The following is a 20,650-nucleotide window of genomic DNA, read 5'->3' on the forward strand; positions in this document are numbered from 1 at the left end:
TCCCGTTTAAATTACTTTTAACATTCCCCTCAGGAAAGCCTCCAACCTTTGAGCTAAAATAAAAATATTGGCTAAACAGTTATCAAGTAATATTGCCGCATTCTCGTCATACAAATGGATCATAGACTTCGGAGGCAAAACTATTTCAGCTGTAGCAGAAAAATGTTGAACCCATGGTAATTCATTTTGCTTTTGGCGCCCAATAACACACTCAAACGGGTTTCCTTGTTGAATATACCTTCGAATTTCTGCCTCCGTGTCATTTATGACAAGCACCTGGTATTCTCCAAAATTTTTAGCATAATTGGTTTTGACGCTATACCATTGTGCATTTTCGGCGAATAATTCAGCTGATAGTATAAATATAAGTACACCCAAAATAATTTTCATCAACTTGAACTCCCAAAATTAATTCCACTACAAACTCATCATATGGTTCATTAACAAAAACAAAGATCCACAAGATCCAAGCCACCCATTGTTAATCAACAACATACCTAGTCCATTTCAAGTTATCAATGCACTACTGATTAAAAGAGCTAATCAGATAAACCAACAACATATTTGAAGGCTGTTAAACGATGAAACAGGGATTTTTAGCGACAAATGACAGTATTCAGACAGGGCTCGTTGAGCCTATTTATTATGGGCTAGAGATTACCAGCTTGTGTGCGTAAAACTATCAGCCAGCTTGAAGGTACTGGCAACGAAGAGAAGTTCTAAGCCACCCATTGTTAATCATATCGGTTATCGCGGCGCAGGTACCTTCGAGTTTCTCTATGAGGCGGGACGATTCTATTTTATCGAGATGAATACCCGTATTCAGGTGGAGCACCCCATCACAGAGATGGTCACTGGGGTCGATCTTATTCAGGCCCAATTGGAGATAGCGGCGGGTAAACCGCTTGCAATCAAACAAGACGATATCAGCCTAAACGGCCACAGCATAGAGTGCCGCATTAACGCCGAAGATCCCCTAACATTTATCCCCTCTCCCGGTACTGTGACTGCCTTTCACGCGCCCGGCGGTATTGGCGTTCGTTGGGATTCTCATCTCTACGCAGGCTACACAGTCCCGCCCTATTACGACTCTATGATAGGAAAGCTGATCACTTGGGGCTCTACGCGACACCAGGCCTTAGCCCGCATGCACACAGCGCTCAATGAACTGACCATAGAAGGCATAGCAACCAATGTGCCGCTGCTACAGCGGATACTCGAAGATGAAGGGTTTAGAGAAGGTGGCCAGTCGATACATTATTTACAGGAGAAGGTGCTAGGCAAGAAGGATTAGTAAAGAAGGGTTAAGTTGCTAGATTAGGGCTTTGATTTGAGGAATTGGATTTGAGCTTAAGGCTAATGGGCTGTGAGCCTTTATCTTCTCTGACCCCTTTATTCATTATCTTTTGGTTAGAGTGTAATATGCTCCGCCCCAAAAAAATGCTAAAGACCAATATATAAGATACCCCCAATAACCCCGCCATTCTAGAAAAGAATAGGTAGAATAAATTGACTGAACAACTAAAAACAATGTTAGTAAACCAAAATTTACTTCTTGAAAAAAATAAAATTTCTTTAAAGGGAAAAACCAATATAAAGAAAACTATGCCTAAAACACCAATCAACCATAACTTGGTAAATAGAGCAATCAAGAATATGGGTAAAGCACTGAGTACTCCTCCTAATACCCCCATATCGCCATATAAACTTCTTTGATTTTCATTGTTCATTACTAATTACTATCCCCATTTAAATATACCGCGGCACCAATCGTTGTAGATACAGAGTCTAACATCACACTAGCTGGGCGCCTAAGAGGGCTTGGTAGTACATTAGGCAGCATTTTCTGAGTTGCAAAAGTAGCCCAACTAATTCCTAATGCTGCACCATTATTACTATTCATGTTATTTATATTTTCAAAATAAAAAAGTTCCAAAGATAATGGGCTCTGACCCCTTTATCAGTTTTTTCCTTCTATTGCGTCTCAGTACGATTAAAAGTATCAGGGATAAATTGATCAAATTCAGCATCCCATGGTACATAAAACTTTAAGTCACAACCTATTAATCTAATCTCAGCGTATTCATCAATACTATCATGTAATTTTAATTTTTCTTTGGTAATCGATGAAATTAAACTCCATTCTATATTTAGACTCTTATTTCGTATTAATGTAAGCACAGTTAGAGTTACCCCATAATCATCCACTGCGAATCTCACTGGGAATATATACCCATCACAAACTGTAATGCCTTCAACGAAAGAATTTTCTTTTGTCATCATTTCTTTTTGTGAAACAATAGTGCCAAGAGATAAAATCGCCTTTAAAACCTTTACTTTTTCACTCTTCCTTACATTCATGATAATAAAATAAATTAAAATAATTACTATTCCAACTAGAAGTGCTTCAAAAAGAATGCTTACATAGATTATTATTGACATAGCTATTACAAACTTAATCAACTGGCTTTTAGCTGCCAATAAGTAGTTTGCATATCCAGTTGTTTTACTTTCCAAGTTTCATTACTCTTTTTAAAATGTTAGGGATTGGTTTTGTATCACGTTCAAACCTTATTTTTACCGCCCCACTTGTTAGTTTCATGTCATCAAGTGGAATTTCCCTAACGTACATGTCACAACATAAACTTGTCAATCCTAAAACAATATCAGCTGTTTCAACAGGATATTTGCTAACAAAACGGGCTGCTACAGGTATTACAATTTCAGCAGATACACCAACTCCTACAGCTCCAGAGAAGTTCTAAGCCACCCATTGTTAATCAACAACATACCTAGTCCATTTCAAGTTATCAATGCACTACTGATTAAAAGAGCTAATCAGATAAACCAACAACATATTTGAAGGCTGTTAAACGATGAAACAGGGGGTTTTAGCGACAAATGACGGAATTCACACAGGGCTCGTTGAGCCTATTTATTATGGGCTAGAGATTACCAGCTTGTGTGTGTAAAACGACCAGCCATCAGTAAACTAAATATCAACTTCATATACCAACTCACTCCCATAGCCGTATCTATTATTTGTAATAATCAAAAACAATTGATTCCATTACCTTGTCTTATCTATCACCAACATAGACAGAAGTATGCGTACTACCGTAAGTTGGCAAAAGCTAATGGGCTCTGACCCCTTTATCTTGTGTATCTAGCAAGCTCATATCACACATAATTGCATGTGTATCTGATGAGTCTACATATTGACCATATTCATCAACGATTCTAGCTAATACCCTATAGGCTTTGCCATTCTTTACATCAAAGAGCAGTTTTTCATTAAGAGATACCTGCACTTCAAGAGAATATTTACTCTTTTCAGAGCCTTTAGGCGCCCTTAATTTATATAAAGGTTTATATTTTTTCAAACAGTTATAAAACTCTAAAAACCTTATTTCATATTTTATTTTATTGCCTGATGATAACTTAACTGCCTGATATATTCTCTCCTTGTCTATACTGTCTACAACCACAGGAAAAACATTATCTTCTTTGATAAAAACCATATAAATACCAAATACCGCTATAGACGCCATTACAAATAGAGTTTTTTTTATCGAAGTAAATTCATGCACTATATTTCACCTTATGAACAAGTACGGTTATCTATGCTTACTTTCTAGAAAACTTAATCAACTTAGTTCTAAGCCACCCATTGTTAATCAATAACATATCGAGTCTATGGCAAGTTATCAACGAGCTTGGGCCAAGATGGGTGCGCAAGATGAGGTGTAGCTATCGAGTTCAATCTGGCCGTGAAGTATGATGCCGTGATAGCGGGCTTTAATCAGCTGGTAATCCATGGAAGGGGCAAAATAATAAGTGACATCTTCGGCGCCCGTTTGCTCCACAGGTATCAAGGTTAACTCGCCCCAAGGTTCTATGCTTATGGTCTGCGTATCCTGAACATAGAATTGATACCTCTCTATGGCATCTGACGCTTGTCTTGTTAAGGCAAATTGCTTGCGACCTTGGAGCAAATATTCACGCATTTGAATCAACAAGGTGTCCACATCTCGCAGAGGGATATCTGCAGATTCATAAGTATCTATGTCGCCATCTAGATCAACCCGAGACTTATGACCATTATTTGTAAAGGTAACCTGCATGTCTCGCGAGCGAAATCCGGTCACTTCTTGATGAAATTTATCGGTTAGCCATTCATTGCTGGTACTCGACCAAGATAACTCGGCCCACTGATGATACTGAGTTCCTATGCCTAAAATACTGGCTTCACTTTTTGACATAACTACCGCAGTTTTTCCCTTCCAAGTCTCAGTGCGGTTCATTGTTCCTGTATATATTCCACTCAGATAAAGAGAGTACTTTGAAGTGCGGCTGCACTGTTCATGCTTATGCTCGTGCTTGTACTCAGCCTGTTCATTGGCGAAGGCTGTATTGGTTAACGTCCCTAGCAATAGGGATAAGACTATAACTTGCAATAAAACCGGTACTGACAAGCTAGTGAGCCCAGTGGCACACTGGCGACTAGTAATTGCAGCGGGCCGGCTTAGAACTGAATATGTCATCATCTATATAAACTCTTTATACTTTCCATCTTGGTCATAAGGCTCGTAATCTTAGCCATGATCAAAAAACTTCATTCACATTAAGGTAGAAGTTGGTTTCGTTTTCACCAACGCCCACGTCGAAACGCAAATTGATATTGTCTTTGATGTTAAAACGCAAACCTGTTCCGTAAGAGGTTAATAACTCCTCGGTAAGATCGCTTACTGTGGGTGCCACGCTGCCTACTGCCCCCCAAAAAACCATGCCATAACGTTGGAATATGGGTAAACGATACTCAACTTGTCCCATCATCATCTGCTCATCACGGTAACGCCCTTTGATATAGCCGCGCATGGCTTTAGAGCCACCAAGATCGGGCAACATATTCCAAGGCACATCACCATGGGTAAAATGCCCCTGCACTTGCCATGCTATGAGTCCTGGTGCTGAGTCGCTTAGGTCAATATAGTTGGCTAACTCGATATCATAAGTCGAAAACGAAGCAGACTTGTTGTTTTGATATAAGCCAGCATCAATTTGAAATAACCAACCCTTGGTGGCATTTAATCGATAATCTCGTGAGTCATATATGCTGGTGACCACTAGGCCTGAGCTAAAGTTATCAGGCAAAACATCAGAAGAATCCACAGGGATTTCAGTTTCCGCTAACGCTAATTTGTCTGCACTTACGTAAATAAAATCAGCACCGAAACCGATAAAATAATTATCAGCAACTTCTGTCATCCAGCGAGGTTTGAAACTGTATAATTGCTCTTCAAACTCATGATGATTACTGTCTTTATCGCCTTGTTCTATGCCTTGACCATAATACACAGAGGCTTCGTTATGTAAGTCTAATTCCAGTAATAGTCGTTGCTTTCCCTGGTTTAAAAACGTCATGTTTTCGACTTCAACACCATAAGAGTTGTTCATCGAAACAAACGAATTTAGCACTAAGGATGACGGCTGTTCTTCACTGGATGCATTGTCAGTTTTATATAATCCGACCATCAATAAGCCCACACCAAATTTTTTCTCTGGGGTGTAATAAGCCGTTGGTAAATAACTCATATCAATGGCTTTACTGTCATCAAATTCACCATCGGCACCAAAGACTGACAGAATGTTATCGACCCATGTTGGCTCCATATCTTCTGGTGTTTCAAATAAAGGGTCAACGGCGATGGCCGCATTAGAAAAAGCAAACAGGGTTAACAGTAAAATCCGTTTCATAAAAGCTCTAATAAATTATGGGGAATATGGGAGGTACTTAACGACCTTTAAGGCAGTCATTTGACTTGCCGAGAGCAGTTTAACACGACATCAATCTGGAAAAATTAATTTGTTTTTAGCTTAAAAATTAATGATCAGCCCTCTTATTATGAGCCAATATTGGGCAAACCTATCCCTAGAAAAAAGGCTCAGAGACTGGCATAGCGCGCGATCCCCCCTTAATGCACGGGTCATTGAGGCCATAGCTAGCAATCTAGCTCAGCTAAAAGGATGCTCGCAGATGAAGGATTTAAAGAAACTGACAGGTCGATGTATTATCTTGAAAATAAGCTTTTAGGCAATAAGCTCTAGGGCATGAGCTTTTAGGGAATAAGGGAGTGCAGGAATAAATGAAGTCTTGAACAAGGCTAATAACACATGAAGTATTCATCTGCTTATAAATATAACCATTAGAATCAATTGGCAAATAAAAAAGCCTAATCAAATATGACTAGGCTTTATATATATTACTTAATAACTGAACCTCTTAATTATAATTATTGTGACTATATATAATTAAGATTAATTGTTTGGTTTATTTTCACCAAATATACTTGCGCCGATTTTCATAATCCCAGCAAGACCGCCAACCGCTTTAAATAGATCACCAGCGATTTCACCGCCTGGACTTGCATGATCGACTATTGCTGGTAATACATCTTGCAGACCAGAAACAGCTTTATGCTCAGGTAATTCAAGTTCACTGGCAAATGCTGAAATTTTATCTGGATGGAAAACTTTCGCGATATCATCAGTGGAAATAGCAGCATTACTGCCTTTTCCCAGCCATGATGCCGCAATACTCGCCAAACCCGCACCATCTAATGATTTTATGATGTTTTGTAAATTAATACCTTGTCCATCACTATCACCGCCTAATAAACGAGATAATGCTGCAACGATATTATTTTCACTCAGGTGAGCAGTATCTGCACTTGATTGATTAAATAATTTTGCACCAGTGCGTAGAATTTGTGTGATATCCATGAGTAATCCTTATACTGACTGTATTATATCGTTGCCGGAATACGAAGTTTCTGACCTGGGAAAATCTTGTCAGGGTTTATGATAACTTCACGGTTAGCTTCAAATATCTTCTCGTAATCTGCGCCATTACCGATTGTTTTTTCAGCAATTTTCCACAAGCTATCACCAGATTCTACTTCGTAGTAAGTCACTTCGCTAGTAGCGGCTGGGGCATCAAGGTTATCAACTACTGATTCAATACCTTTGGTATTACCAGCCATAAGAATAGTTTTTTGACGAGCTTCAGCACTAACAGCTGTACCAGAAAGTGTAGCTACACCATCTTGTACTTCAACATTCAATCCAGACACGCCAGGGTTATTGCTTTCAATATGCTGGGTGATTTTTTCCGGTGCTTCCTCTTCTTTACCAAAAAGTGAAGTTCCGATATTTCGTGCGAAATTTAATAAGCCCATTTTCATTCCCTAAACAATGAGAGGTAACAACTTACAAGCAAGCTGGCTACCAAAGTAAAAAAATAACAACATTATAGAAAAGGATAGGTAATATAATTCCCATATCTTTTATAGTTAGTCATATAATATTGACGACAAACATAAAATGTAAGTCATTTGAGTTTCGAGCATACAGCATAGAGACGAGGCTTTATATAAAAACCAAATATGACGAAAACAGATTGTGTCTAATATATGATTATAAGCCGAAGAGTTTATGGGATTGTTATTTTAACAACTCAAATAGACAACAGAGTAGTTCAATTAAAATAAAGGCGATACAGGTTAACACTAAGCAATACAATTAAAGTAACAAGAAACCTAAATATACACACAACTAAAATCCCAAAATCGATAATGGTTAGCATTATTATTTAGTAGTATATTCTGCGTCATTACTTACATGGTTATTTACAACGCTATTTACAGCACTATTTACAGCACTATTTACAGCGTAATCTTGTCATTAAATAGCCTACTAATACCAAGCGGTGTCAGTGCCCGTGCAAACGAACTGACTACAAGCCTTGATTCACCTATGGCAGCAAGAGTGTGCATGCTCCATATCATCAAGCAGGCTTGTAGACTCATTATGATATTGATAGCGACATTCGCGTTAACCATTAGCCCTGTTTCATTAGCCCTGTTTCATTAGCCCTGTTTCATTAGCCCTGTTTCAATGGTCCTGTTTCAATGGTCCTATCAAAAAATTGCCCTGCTAGCGCTAAATTAACTTACCGCTAGGCACTGCGCTTCAATGGCTCATCATCTAGATACTTAGCAATGTCGACCTCATTTATCTGCGCCCCGTCGAGAAACTTATGGGCATATTCAAGATAGATGCCGCTGGTTAAGAACAGCTTGAACAGGTCCATGTCTAAGTGCTCATCCAGTGCCATCTTGTGGAGAATATCGATAGCGACACTAAGAGGCTTGGCCTTCTTATAAGGCCTGTCGGCTGCGGTGAGCGCTTCGAAGATATCGGCTACCACCAGAATACGCTCTGGAATAGAGAGATCCTCTGCGCTGAGTCTACGAGGATAGCCAGTACCTTTTAAGGTTTCGTGGTGGGTTGAAGCATAACGCGGTACTCTGGCGAGCTCTGGTGGGAATGGCAGAGTTTCCAACATCTTAATAGTACTGGTTATATGCTCGTTAATCTTAAACCTGTCTTCGGGGGTGAGAGTTCCGCGTGAGATAGAAAGATTATACAGTTCGCCTAGATTATATTGGTGCTCAGGGATATCCATCTTGATGCCAAATTTAGGATCAAACTTGACCTTGTTGATGCGCTTGATGATATGTTCCGGCTTGTCATTTAACAGAGGCTCGATAACAGGTAAATCAGCTACAGATAATGTACTCAAGTTGAGCTCCTCCACCGGAGACAGACCTAGCCTATCATCGAAGTTCCTCTGCCAGGTGATTAGGGCAAGTTCGGCCAAACGGTCTTTATGCTCTTGAGACATAAACTCACCGCCCACATTAGCCGTAGCGATAAATTTGAAATCTTGCTGTAGCTGCTGGCGCTTATTTTCCAGCTCGGCAGTTAATAGTTCGCTCGGTTCAGTGGCACAGACACGCTTAAGGTAATCTATCTCGGCATCTCGCCACAGCACTTCGAAGCGCATACGCACTTCGTGTATCCGGTTATAGACAGCTTCTAACTTAGTGCCCTTATCGACGATAAACTCTGGGGTGGTGATTTTACCGCAGTCATGTAGCCAGGCCGCTATCCTAAACTCCCTGTGCTCATCGGCCGATTTGAAGGAAAAGTCTTTAAAAGCCGCCAACTCAGATTCAGCGGCGGCATCTGCCAGCATTAACCCCAGTTCAGGTACTCGATTACAATGGCCTGCCGTGTAGGGAGACTTGTCATCGATGGCCTGAGCGATAAGCTTAATAAAGGACTCCATCAACTCCTTCTGATTATGCTCATGTTGCTGAATCGATTCACACATACCCCACATAGAACTTGCCAGATCATCTAGCTCGGCGATATTTGAATCAATATTATTCACCTCATCATAATGACGGTGCTTTATCTTTTCATTCTCAATGGCTAGTAACTTAATCGGACGAATGATCGGTGATGCGAACAAGCTAGATACAGGAAGCAAAAAGAGTAAGCATAATATTGTGATGACGGTAGACGTCATCACCTTATCGGTACTCGAAGCCAACAGAGTTTGCGTGGAGACTATGATGGCTAAGCGATCTTGGGTCTGGGGGTTATTACCAAATGGCGTCACAAACACAAATTGTTCTATGCCATCGAGCTCACGGCGCACTAGTTGATTATGGAACTCAGGCGCATTACCAATATCGATAAGCGCTTTATAGGGCACAACACCTTGTGCAGCGAACTCAGGCTTAGCACCTTCATCAAACCATTTAGATCTTAAGGCGGATACTTGCTCAGGTGTGATATTGGCCAATGCCTTATTAACAATAGGGATCAGCGACGCATACTTCCCTTGCATGGCTATATGCAGACCCCTAGGTACTTTTACATCACCAAAGCCGATATCTTCATGATATTTAACCGCATCGATAAAGAAACTCTTAGCCGTGTAATGCAAGATAATCTTGTTATCTAGGGCTGCAAATACCTCACCTTGCTCCACAGCGCTTAATATTGCTTGGGTCGACGCCATCTCAAGCACCTCAATCTCAGGGAACTTATCTTCGATGATAGGTATAATCGACCAACCTAAGGGAATAGCGAGTCGCTTACCATTGAGTTCGGCAAGCTCCTTTATCTGCGGCACATCTGGCCCAGTCACTATGCCATATTCAAGGTCTAAAAACGGCGTACTAAATTCTCCCAGGCTCTCATTCTTGGCCGTTTTCATGATAGGTTGCAGCATATCTAACTCTTCCATCATGTAGCCGTCTACTAGCTCGTTCCAAGTAAAACCATTAATAAACTGAACCTTGAGTCCAGTCATCTCGGCAACTAGGTTAACCACATCTATGCTATAGCCTTGGGGCTGGCCCGAGATAGCAAAATCTATCGGCGCCCAATCTGTTTCATTAGAGACCAGAAGTGTGGGCGTACTATGAATAAGCTCAAGCTCTTGTTTAGTGAGTTTCAGCACCTGAGATTGAGGGATCTGGACTTGCACTTGCCGCTTCTGATTCGAGGCTATTAATTCACCATTCGCTTTATAGAGATAGATTTGAGTTTGTGATTCTGCCCCTTCATTTTCACTCTGGCCAATGAGATATTCGTTCAGGGTCGATAAGGCTATATCTACGGCAAGAACCGCTCCAGACTTGGCTAACTTTATCGAATAAGTTTGCCCCGGAGATTGCAGGTGACGAAAAAGGTAAGGTTCTGTTTTTGACACATTTTTAGTATTAGAATCAATAAACCAAGGCCTACTAGTCGCATCATAATCACTGGATTCTGCTAGCGTGACCCTAGAGTTGAATTGCGAGTCAAAATAGGTCGTTTCTTTTAATCCTTGCTCTGCCCTTATCGTGATCATCACCCACCTGTCCTGATGAGTCGCATCGAACTGTTTTCTGATGATCGGGTGCGCATCTAGGTTGATCAACTCATAGAAGTTCCCATTTGGCATACCAATATAGATGGCATAAAACAGGGTATTAGATCGCATGATTTGAGCAAACGTTTGATAGGACTCTCGATTAAACTCGTCACCAAGGACTAAATTATCGAAACTCGAGAGTAACTTGGTGGTATTTACTGCCTGACTATCCACCAGAGATAGATAGCTGCTGACATTCTTTGCGGTAAGCTTGTAATGTTTGAGGGCTGATTCTGTAGCCATAGACTGGCTGAAGTAATACTGCAATCCGATGGCTATTGCCGCGGTAATTGCCGTGGATATAACAAATATTCCTACCAAAGTAACACGTATGGAAAAACGTTTACTTTTTCGCTTTGCTACCAATTCCATCGCCAGCCCTTACACATCAATCCATTGAAGTGTACCAGTGTATGAAAAACACCCAGACAGTCAATAACCCATAACAATTAATTAACAATAATCCCAGGTGTAGGGCTAGCTAGCGATCTTCTCAACTCTGGTAAGACACTCGGTCTCTCCTGCGCACCTAAGCTTTTCCAAATGATTAATCAGCTTAAAACACAGTTCAATATATTGAATCGCTTCGGTTTTACCCACTTCGTAACCTACCGCATGAGCGACCCGATTTCTCAGCTGCCTAAGCTCACTAAATAGCTTACCTTGCTTAGTATTGATAAAATTTTCTTTGAGCAAGATGCTTTCTATATGCTTATATCGAGTGTTCACATCCAGTTCGATATTAATTTTTCTGGCTCTGATCAGTGCCTCTGCGGCAACGTCCACAGCTTCCCAAGATTCAATAACTGCCGAATTAGGTAAGTTATTGGCAGAGGCAATCAGCAGAGATTTATTGTCATATTTAAGCTCAGGAAAGGCCCCTTCTGCTTTCTGAACTATAGACTTTAACTCTTGGCCAAACTCCACTTCCAGATCTTTAAACTTGAGTTTTTTAGCCAGAGGGATCAACTTAGCGATAGGATGCTTAAGGCTATACACACAGATAAGGATGACGAGTGGCCAAGCCAATTTATCAAACAGTTGCACCACAAATTCCATCCAGTTCATTTCTTTTTTTCCCATATATTTTTGTCTGGACAGAGAGTAGCAATTTACACAAATGAAACATAGTGGTTGGTACACTTGTCGAATAACAAGTTTCAAATATCTTTTTGATTGCTTCATTTAGCGGGATTGATACTTGGTAGTGTTCAGCTTACCAATATTGCATTGTTATCTACCGCCTGTCCGGCGAGGGATGTGCACTATTTATTTTGAGAAGGTTCTGCGACACGGTGAATATGGCATAGCCATTAGCCTATGAACGAGAGGCATGGATGCCGAACTGGCCTTTAGATAGGATATCATTCAAGCACAGTCCCTATAGTCTCTGCGACAGCATCCATGCTGTCGAAGGTCACAGCCGTGTTCACACCTGCTATGGCTTCGAAAAAGGTTCTTCTTCGATTTTAGTTTGCTGATAGTAAGTAGTTTCTAGATAGAAGCGTGTTTGGTTGGTTTGCTGGATGCCATGACTTAGCTGTTATCTAACGCCTGTCCTGCGAGGAATGTGCACTCTTTATTTTGAGAAGGTTCTGTGAGTCGCTGCAAGTCCGTCCATGGAAGCTCTACTAAATCCAACAACTTCCATGTTTAAAGGCCTGTTCGACATCCCAGTCTCTCGTTCGGATAGTTTCACGCTGTGAAACCTCGCCCTGATTTAGAAGCTCACAGCCGCGTTCACACCTGATATGGCTTCGAAAAAGATGCTTCTTCGATTTGAATTTTACTGGCTAGTAACTCACTTTTGGACAGAAATGCGTTTACTTGTCGGATCACAAGTTTCTGAAATATCTATTGTGGGTTCATTGGGCTGATTATATTTTTGGATGATTTTTGGATAAGTAAGCTCTAATTTAATCTATAGCCTGCGGCTCGCCAAATGTGCAAACACTTCTATGACACGGCGCAAGTATGTCCCTATAGCCTCTGCGACAGCGTCCTTGCTGTCGAAGGTCACAGCCGCGTTCACACCTAAGTGTTTATCTCTTCGATTTCAGCTCTATTGGTTTGTAACAAGTTTCTGGACAAAAGCTTGGTAGATTTTTTAGTCTAATTAACGTGATATTGATTAGAAAAAGTATCTTGGGTTATCCAACGGCCGTAATTCGCTACGACCCTTTATCCTAACCACGGAGGACTCGAAGAGTCACGAAGAAAGGCAAAGGCTAAAGTCTGTAGTGGTCTTCATCTTTATCTCAGTGCGCTTAGTGGTGATATTAGGCGTGGAACAGAGATATGCCAGTCCTATTTTATTTCCTATTTTATTTTTAAGGATAATGTATTAACTAAAGAGGAGGGGTTTACACAGCAGGCTGATATTAAAGAAGTTAAATGATTGGTCATTAGATCAAGGCTGCGTGCTGACTAAAACAAAATATTTGTCCTATTATGGCCTCAAGCATAACGAACCCTCGCTCAGCTATTTGCTTAATAAAGAGTATGATTAAACCCCGACCTCGGGCTTGTTCAACACTTGGGATAAGGACGCGGCTGCGCGCGGCCTATCCTTATTTGTTAGGGCTTAATCTTCAGGCTTACTTTTAGCAGGCTGTGGTTTTGGTTGAGGTTTCATGTTTATGATCCCTTCAACACTAGCTTTTTCTTTTCCTGCAGGGCGAAGAGCCTCAAGACCATTGATTGAGTCACCAACAGCGACATTATGAATAGTTTTATTTACTTCTTTTGTCATTTTTATTTCCTTTTCTATAAATTGATTAATGGCAGTAGTACCTCCAATGATCAGAGTTAAAATAACTCCAAACACAAATGAAAATGCTGCCGATGTGTCTAATGATTTCAATAAAGGATCACTTGTTTGTGTTTCGGTAACGATCCCTTCAAGGTGCTTTGCATTACGTTTAAAAACCAAAAGAATCGATACGACACAAACAAGGAAAGATAATAGAGCCACAAAATACAAAGCCAACCCTTCAACTGAAGTAGCACCGACTGTTGTTAATAATGTAACTAATAAACCTATTGCTCCAGTACTTAACGTAAGTAAGCTTTTATCCAGTTCAAATTTTGTGTTTAACCAAGCTCCAACCGTCGCGGCATAAAACTCTACTTCTTTCTCTTTATCGGACATTATATTCCTCAAACATTGCAAAGAGCCCTAACGCTCCCATAAGCCGTGAGCAATGCTGGCACATTTGTTGCGCCTTTTTTACTTTGCAACCAATGTGATAGCGTTGCGAATCAGTCTTGATGGGCTGGTTATGTGTTATCCCAACGTTTCGCATGATTCCTTTCGGTGAAACCTCTCAAATCATCTTGGTCTTCAATGTAAATGTCCCAAGAACGATAAGCAGAGAAATATACTTCAGCTTTTAGATTAGAGCGACTAAAGGTCTCCACTCCCCTAGAATAAGGGAATAACTGATTCACTAGACCTTGCAACTCAGCTAATGCAAAAATATACGACATTATATTTTGTGGTATTTGAATCATATAGCTATCTTCAGAAAAATCAGAATGCAGTGATTTCAATCTAGACTGATGTATTTGTAGTCTCACCAGTATGTATGCAAGGTGATCACCAACCTTTGGTTCGGCTTCTGCTATACACTCTTTGAAGACTTGTATGTGTACTTCAGGAACTGATGGTAACATTGCATTGAGAGGTGTTTTACACCGATCATTTCTATCCTTTGCTCTCTCCCATGCTTCGATTAAAACCTTGGAGCTTTCTTCAAAATATCCACAAAGTTCAGACAATGCCTGAGGTAAAAATGCCCGTGCAGCTATAAAATTACGTTGCCGCTTTTTTTCCTCAGAGTACTTAACAGCATTTAATGCAACAACACTTGCCACAAAAGCTAAAGCGCCAGTATTCAGAGATTGCCAAGTTTCCCATACAGCATGCACATGTGCCCAATCACCAATATAGAATGGATAAACCAGCATTGAAATAAAATATGGCCCCCCTAAAGCTAGACATAAAATATTTATTAACTTAACAATTGGTGGCACAAAAACTCCTAGGCATATAATCTAAACACATAACATTTTAATATACGGCATGCGCGCTTTGCCAATGCCTGTTGTAAAAGTGAGCACAGCATTTCCCCGTAAAATTCAAATGAAAACAATTTGCTACCTTGAATCGTTGTAAATCGTATCCAATACACTTCTGGGGAAAACTCTATTGCACACTTTGCATGTCCTGTTATCTAAATAGTTCAAACATGCACACTTTCATCTTACTGAATTTACATCTCTTTTTCTTTTCACTCAATAGCAAACCGCGAACTGATTGCGCATAATTTAGAGATTATCCGCACAAAACCAATAATACTGTATAAAACACAAACACTGGTTAATACCGAAATCGGCTAAATGCTGCCGCTAAACTCGCATTGGGGCATTTCTGAGTTAGCTACACACCAATGAAACCCAAATCGAAGAGAAAAATAATCAGGTGTAGATACGGCTGCGAGCTTCCAAATCAGGGCCGGAAATGTTCCCTACATTTATTCGAAATTTCCCACATCCTTGTGGGTCAGATATTTTGGCAGAGCCTACAGGGCCAATTTTGTTCCATACAAAATTTGGCATTCCCACCATCCATGGCGGTCAGATGGACTCTTTTTAAATCAAGAGCCGGCGTGTCGCAGAACCTTCTCAAAGTAAAGAGTGCACAATCCTCGCCGGACAGGCGTTAGGTTACCATGAAGGAACAACCTTCAAACCCAATACCCACTCAGCCAGAAACTAAATCATAAAATGTGATCAGCCTTCATTCGAAGGCCAACTTACTTTGGGAATGACCTTGTTACTGACAACTTCAAATCGAAGAGACAAATAACCAGGTGTAGATGCGGCTGCGAGCTTCGGTTTCAAGGATGAAACCGCAGAGCGGCCAGGGACGGCTTCACAGCGTCTCGCAGAAGTATCTGCACTTAAGCCCACCGCAGGTGATAGATAAAATTGAAACTACGAAACTCACTCCCCAATACCCACTCAGCCAGAAGCTAAACCAGAAAATGTCCCCAAGCTTCATTCGAAGCTAACTCCATTAGGGGCTCTTCTTACGCCAACTTTGTGGCAAGTCCACCTCATCCCATAATTGGCGGCACAGCTTATCGCCTGAATGCCAGTCACCAGCCAATAGCCATTTAACTAAGGCATCGCCCACTTGGGGATAATGAATCGGCTCTGGCGCCGCCAACTTTAACCAGCGACGCAGAGACTCACTGTCTAAACAAGTCATAGTCTCGGCCGCGCCTAACAGCTCAAGGGCGGCAACATTGGATAGCTGCTCGAATTGACCCAGTAAGGGCTTAACCAGCAACTTTTTTCCCAGGGCCAGAGCTTCACTGGCAAGCTCAAAACCTGCGCCGCCTATCACACCGCCACAAGTAGAGAGCTTCTGTTTAAAGCCATCTCGATTAAACCCGGACCAGATGATATGGCTGGGAAAATCAAGCTTGGGCCTATCTCCGTGGTAGACATGAAAGCAATATTCCTTAAAAGGCGATAGAAATTTAACTATGTCATCGGCAGACTCGAAGGGTAGGTATACCAATATTTGATGAGGATTGACGGCTATAACTGGGTCTACCTCGACGAAGGGAGGCAATATGGGAAAGCCGAAATGATGCCAGTGACAGCCCAATGCGATATCCACAGGTGCAAAGTAATGCAATAGTTTCTCGTTAAACCAGTTATCCCCCACCTTAGGCACGGGATATTTAAGCGCCGCCTGATGACTCACGCCAATCGAGGTCACTCCTTGGCGCTTCGCAGCCCAAGCAGAAACCGGTTCAAAGTCATTTAACACCAGATCATAAGCGCTCAAGTCTAATGAGTTAATATCACGAATTAATGATGGCACTGAGTTCTGCCATGCTGTCTTCAGCATATTCACCCGACCATTATTGGTGGCGAATGTTAGTCCTGATTTGACCTGATATTCACCGAAGCACTGCATATCGAAAAACTGCTCAGAAGCACGCCCGGAAAATAAGAAGTCGACATCCACGTCATATTTTTGCAGAGATTTAGCCATAACCCGTGCACGGCTTAAATGGCCATTACCCGTTCCTTGAACGCCATAAAGTATTCTCATATTCCCTCCCTAAAATGACGCAAATTAATGCCCACCTAAATATAAAACTGCCATAACAGACCCTGAGCCCAGTGAGGCTCCAGCCAGGATATCCAAGGGGTAATGCACGCCTAGGGCGATGCGTGACAATCCAATAGCTATAGCCCAGGAGTAGGCCAATAGCAGCCATTGTGGATAGATAACCCAGATGGAAGTGGCCATAACAAAAGCGGCCGCGGTATGCCCAGATGGCAGACTAAACTTGTCCGATGGTTCAAATGGCTTAGAAGCATTAAAGCCGCTAGCAGAAACAAGCGGATCAGCTTGTCCCACAGATACAGATACACGCCCAAGATAGACAGATTCTCTATGGCAAGGGCGTTTCCGCCTGATAGCGTTCTTCAATATGAGATACAGTGGTATTTCGAGAATAAATGCGGACACAGCCAGATTAAATAGCTCACCGCCCCTGCTATGGCTCAGGAACAAGATCAGCGAAAATATGAAGTAGAATGGCCCATCTCCGGTTTTAGAGATTTTTCTGGCGAGCAGATGCCATTCTTTGTGTTCGCTAAGTGCGAAAAAATATTCAAATACTTGTTTGTCTAACTTTGTAATGATGCCAAACATAAAAAGGCTCCTCATCAGCCAGTATGCTGATTTAGAGCCTAAAAAGGTGCCGTGACGGCAAGGTGACAACTAGCCTAAGTTTTTATGACACTCGGTGTGCCAACAAATTAAGCTGTAGCGACTGGCTGTGATTTTGTACGGTAGATTTTTATCAGGTGATAGATGTTGATACAGGCAACAAATGCGTTCATGCCAGCTACCGGCCAAGCCGAAATGTAAATCCCGTAGATAACGAACAAAGAACAACCGGCAAAGTTTAAGCATCTAAGCCAGATGATATCTTTCATCATCAAAGAAATGGCCACCATTACTGACGCAAAATAACCAATGATTTCAATCGTTGAAGCTTCCATGAAGGTACCTTTTAAGGCCTTCTGCCATCCATGAGCGTATTGGGGGGTCCGTGCCCCTAAAGCAAGTTAAAGTTAAGTTAATCAAATCTACAAGCATGCTAACAAATTTACGCAAAACATGTAATAAAAATACGCAATTAACAACCTTTCGCAACTTCACCGCTGTTTTACCCATCAAATAAGGAAACTTTACAACAAACTAGTTATCAGCTGCATATATAGACAATTGCGTGATTGATAACACTTTTCTTTTTAAGAATCCCTTATATACTGGCCTTGTCTCGTCAAATTGTGCACGACTCAGCACAATATCGATCTACAGGAGTATGACTATGGAATACAACACCTCAGAACTTTGTGACACTTACATCGATGTCGTCGATGTTGTCGAACCCATGTTCAGTAACTATGGTGGTTGTAACTCATTTGGTGGCTCAATCAGCACCATTAAATGTTTCGAAGATAATGGTCTTATCGCTGAAGCACTCCAACAAGATGGTGAAGGTAGGGTCTTACTCGTAGATGGCGGTGGCTCTTTAAGACGAGCACTGCTCGATTCTTCTATTGCTAAGATCGCGGTAGAAAATAAGTGGGAAGGCATCATAATCTACGGCTCAGTGAGAGATGTAGATGCCCTGGAAGATCTCGACCTTGGTATTCAGGCCCTAGCCTCTATTCCAGTCGGTGCCGATGGCCATTCAATTGGAGAACTGGAGATCCCAGTCAACTTCGGTGGCGTCACTTTCTTACCCTTAGATCATGTCTACGCCGACAATACTGGCATCATACTTTCGCCTGAGCCTTTAGATATCGATTAAGTTTCGAGTTTCGAGTTTCGAGTTTCGAGTTTCGAGTTTCGAGTTTCGAGTTTCGAGTTTCGGCAAGTATTGAAGATGGCCTCTTAGGCCATCTTTTTTTGTTCGTATCCCCTGCTATTTTTGACCCTTATCTGAGAAAGCCTTATATCCGTTGCGCTATTTAACTCAAGCAAGGATAAAAATACTGCGCCAAAACATACCTCTAATATCATTCTTTGATTGCCTTCGAATCACAAATTAAGTAACAATATATCCATAAGTATTAGCATCAAAATAAGAACTAAATCCATATGCAATATCTCATTCCTTTTACAAGAAAGCAGTGTCGACAACTGGTGTCGATTCGTGACGGCGAAACTAAACTTGCCCAGACAGTTCACTGCTGCGATGAAAATAACGATCGCACAAACACACTCGGCAATACACTCGATAACGCTAAAACCAATGGCGCACGTTTCGCCATCTTAGGTATAGGTGAAGACATAGGTCCACGGGCTAACTTGGGCCGTGGCGGCGCCACCGATGCCTTCGAATCGGCCATGGCACAATTTCTCAATCTGCAATCTAACCGCTTCTTTCATGGGGCCGAATGCCTAGTACTGGGCCAAATACAAACAGACGACCTTCAACTCGCCGAAGGTGCCGATGCCAATGCACTGCGAGCCAATGTTGAGCAGCTTGATGACAGAGTGATTTCGGTAGCCAGCCAAGTAATAGCATCGGGTCTCGAGCCTATCGTTATCGGCGGCGGCCATAACAATGCCTATGGCTTGTTGATGTCGGTCAAACATTGCTTTAACAAGAAAGTCGCGGCAGTAAACTTAGATCCCCATTCCGATTTTCGCCCCCGTGAAGGCCGCCATAGCGGCAATGGTTTCAGCTATGCTGCGGCCAGCGGCGCATTGGGTTACTACCATGTACTTGGTATGCATGAGCTGAAGAACAGTGAGGAGACCCTGGAGCAGCTGAGCAAATTCGGCGGCCATTGGCACACATTACAGTCTATCTGGGTACGCCGAGAAATCACCTTAAAGTCGGCATTAGATGAGATAGTCACGGGCCTAAACGACAGCCAGCTTCCTGTGGCTCTAGAGCTAGATCTCGATGCCATCATCAATATGCCCAGTAGCGCCTCGACTGCAGCAGGAATACCGCTGCTGGACGCCCTGCATTATGTGAGCACCATAGCCAGGAATACACCTTGTGCATACCTTCATTTAGCAGAAGCGGCTCCTAGCTGTCACGTGGCAGGCATAGCGGCTGGCTATCGCGAAACGGGCCAGAGTATTAGTGAGCTGATTTATGCATATATCCAAGGCAGACTGCAGTCGTAACAGATAGGCTAGAGGCCAGTTCTTAGAGACTAGAATCTAGGAACTAGGTTTGCGTATATTTGCCTCATACTATTCACCATTGACGAACCTTATGGATATGATGTGAACGCCTACGCCTAGTTCAGATAAGGCTAAGCTAGGTATTTTTTCCTCATACTATTCACCATTAACGAACCTTATGGAGATGATGATGTGAGTAGCAGAGCCTAGTTCAGTTAAGGCTAAGCCAGGTATATTTTCCTCATACTATTCACCATTGACGAACCTTATGGAGATGATGATGTGAACAGCTGAGCCTAGTTCAGATAAGGCTAAGCCAGGTATATTTTCCTCATACTATTCACCATTGACGAGCCCTATGGAGATGATGATGTGAACGCCTACGCCTAGTTCAGATAAGGCTAAGCTAGGTATATTTTCCTCATACTATTCACCATTGACGAACCTTATGGATATGATGTGAACGCCTACGCCTAGTTCAGATAAGGCTAAGCTAGGTATTTTTTCCTCATACTATTCACCATTAACGAACCTTATGGAGATGATGATGTGAGTAGCAGAGCCTAGTT

17 protein-coding genes and 1 pseudogene are annotated in these 20,650 nt (G+C 41.7%); 3 read left to right on the forward strand and 15 right to left on the reverse strand.

The genetic code is table 11. From position 1 onward, the window contains the following. Positions 1 to 6 precede the first annotated feature (6 nt). Complete coding sequence (locus SVI_RS17835; protein WP_041420073.1) at positions 7 to 390, reverse strand: hypothetical protein; 384 nt, start codon at positions 388 to 390, stop codon at positions 7 to 9. A 352-nt stretch (positions 391 to 742) separates the two neighbouring features. Between SVI_RS17835 and SVI_RS17840 the strand changes: the two are divergent. Further along, positions 743 to 1,294, forward strand: a pseudogene (locus SVI_RS17840) (ATP-binding protein); the annotation flags it as partial. Positions 1,295 to 1,304: 10 nt separating this feature from the next. On the opposite strand, the gene SVI_RS17845 reads toward SVI_RS17840, so the two are convergent. From SVI_RS17845 to SVI_RS17910, 14 genes are all read right to left on the reverse strand, one after another. Then, the gene (locus tag SVI_RS17845; protein WP_013053052.1) at positions 1,305 to 1,730 is read right to left on the reverse strand and encodes a hypothetical protein; all 426 of its coding nucleotides are present in this window, start codon (positions 1,728 to 1,730) and stop codon (positions 1,305 to 1,307) included. 244 nt (positions 1,731 to 1,974) lie between these two features. Then, entirely contained in the window at positions 1,975 to 2,517 is a 543-nt protein-coding gene (locus SVI_RS17850; RefSeq protein WP_041420074.1) for a hypothetical protein, read from the reverse strand. A 617-nt stretch (positions 2,518 to 3,134) separates the two neighbouring features. Beyond that, positions 3,135 to 3,590: a hypothetical protein gene (locus tag SVI_RS17855; protein WP_013053055.1), complete on the reverse strand. Its 456-nt coding sequence runs from the start codon at positions 3,588 to 3,590 to the stop codon at positions 3,135 to 3,137. 117 nt (positions 3,591 to 3,707) lie between these two features. Continuing rightward, positions 3,708 to 4,547 (reverse strand): hypothetical protein, encoded by an 840-nt coding sequence (locus tag SVI_RS17860; RefSeq protein ID WP_013053056.1) that lies wholly within the window; start codon positions 4,545 to 4,547, stop codon positions 3,708 to 3,710. Positions 4,548 to 4,605: 58 nt separating this feature from the next. Continuing rightward, complete coding sequence (locus tag SVI_RS17865; RefSeq protein WP_013053057.1) at positions 4,606 to 5,757, reverse strand: BamA/TamA family outer membrane protein; 1,152 nt, start codon at positions 5,755 to 5,757, stop codon at positions 4,606 to 4,608. A 561-nt stretch (positions 5,758 to 6,318) separates the two neighbouring features. Further along, the gene (locus tag SVI_RS17870; protein ID WP_013053058.1) at positions 6,319 to 6,783 is read right to left on the reverse strand and encodes a YidB family protein; all 465 of its coding nucleotides are present in this window, start codon (positions 6,781 to 6,783) and stop codon (positions 6,319 to 6,321) included. Positions 6,784 to 6,806: 23 nt separating this feature from the next. After that, a complete protein-coding gene (lysM, locus tag SVI_RS17875) occupies positions 6,807 to 7,238 on the reverse strand; it encodes a peptidoglycan-binding protein LysM (protein WP_013053059.1) in 432 nt (143 codons plus the stop codon). A gap of 779 nt (positions 7,239 to 8,017) precedes the next feature. Beyond that, positions 8,018 to 11,206, reverse strand: a complete 3,189-nt coding sequence (locus SVI_RS17880) for an HD domain-containing phosphohydrolase (RefSeq protein ID WP_013053060.1) — start codon at positions 11,204 to 11,206, stop codon at positions 8,018 to 8,020. 105 nt (positions 11,207 to 11,311) lie between these two features. Next, positions 11,312 to 11,917, reverse strand: a complete 606-nt coding sequence (locus tag SVI_RS17885) for a DUF4145 domain-containing protein (protein ID WP_231847750.1) — start codon at positions 11,915 to 11,917, stop codon at positions 11,312 to 11,314. Positions 11,918 to 13,418: 1,501 nt separating this feature from the next. Beyond that, entirely contained in the window at positions 13,419 to 13,985 is a 567-nt protein-coding gene (locus SVI_RS17890; protein WP_013053062.1) for a hypothetical protein, read from the reverse strand. A gap of 128 nt (positions 13,986 to 14,113) precedes the next feature. Beyond that, complete coding sequence (locus SVI_RS17895; RefSeq protein WP_013053063.1) at positions 14,114 to 14,869, reverse strand: hypothetical protein; 756 nt, start codon at positions 14,867 to 14,869, stop codon at positions 14,114 to 14,116. Between the two features lie 1,045 nt (positions 14,870 to 15,914). After that, on the reverse strand, positions 15,915 to 16,967 hold the full coding sequence (locus SVI_RS17900) for an MJ1255/VC2487 family glycosyltransferase (RefSeq protein ID WP_013053064.1): 1,053 nt from the start codon (positions 16,965 to 16,967) through the stop codon (positions 15,915 to 15,917). A 24-nt stretch (positions 16,968 to 16,991) separates the two neighbouring features. After that, a complete protein-coding gene (locus tag SVI_RS17905) occupies positions 16,992 to 17,576 on the reverse strand; it encodes a phosphatase PAP2 family protein (protein WP_013053065.1) in 585 nt (194 codons plus the stop codon). Between the two features lie 107 nt (positions 17,577 to 17,683). Further along, positions 17,684 to 17,929 carry a YgjV family protein gene (locus SVI_RS17910; protein WP_013053066.1) on the reverse strand — a complete coding sequence of 82 codons (246 nt, stop codon included), beginning with the start codon at positions 17,927 to 17,929 and terminating at the stop codon, positions 17,684 to 17,686. A gap of 332 nt (positions 17,930 to 18,261) precedes the next feature. Between SVI_RS17910 and rraA the strand changes: the two genes are divergently transcribed. Next, entirely contained in the window at positions 18,262 to 18,747 is a 486-nt protein-coding gene (gene rraA, locus SVI_RS17915; RefSeq protein ID WP_013053068.1) for a ribonuclease E activity regulator RraA, read from the forward strand. A 290-nt stretch (positions 18,748 to 19,037) separates the two neighbouring features. Then, entirely contained in the window at positions 19,038 to 20,081 is a 1,044-nt protein-coding gene (locus SVI_RS17920) for a formimidoylglutamase (protein ID WP_013053069.1), read from the forward strand. Positions 20,082 to 20,650: the final 569 nt, after the last annotated feature.

It is taken from the genome of Shewanella violacea DSS12 (assembly GCF_000091325.1).
Classification (GTDB): Bacteria; Pseudomonadota; Gammaproteobacteria; order Enterobacterales; family Shewanellaceae; genus Shewanella; species Shewanella violacea.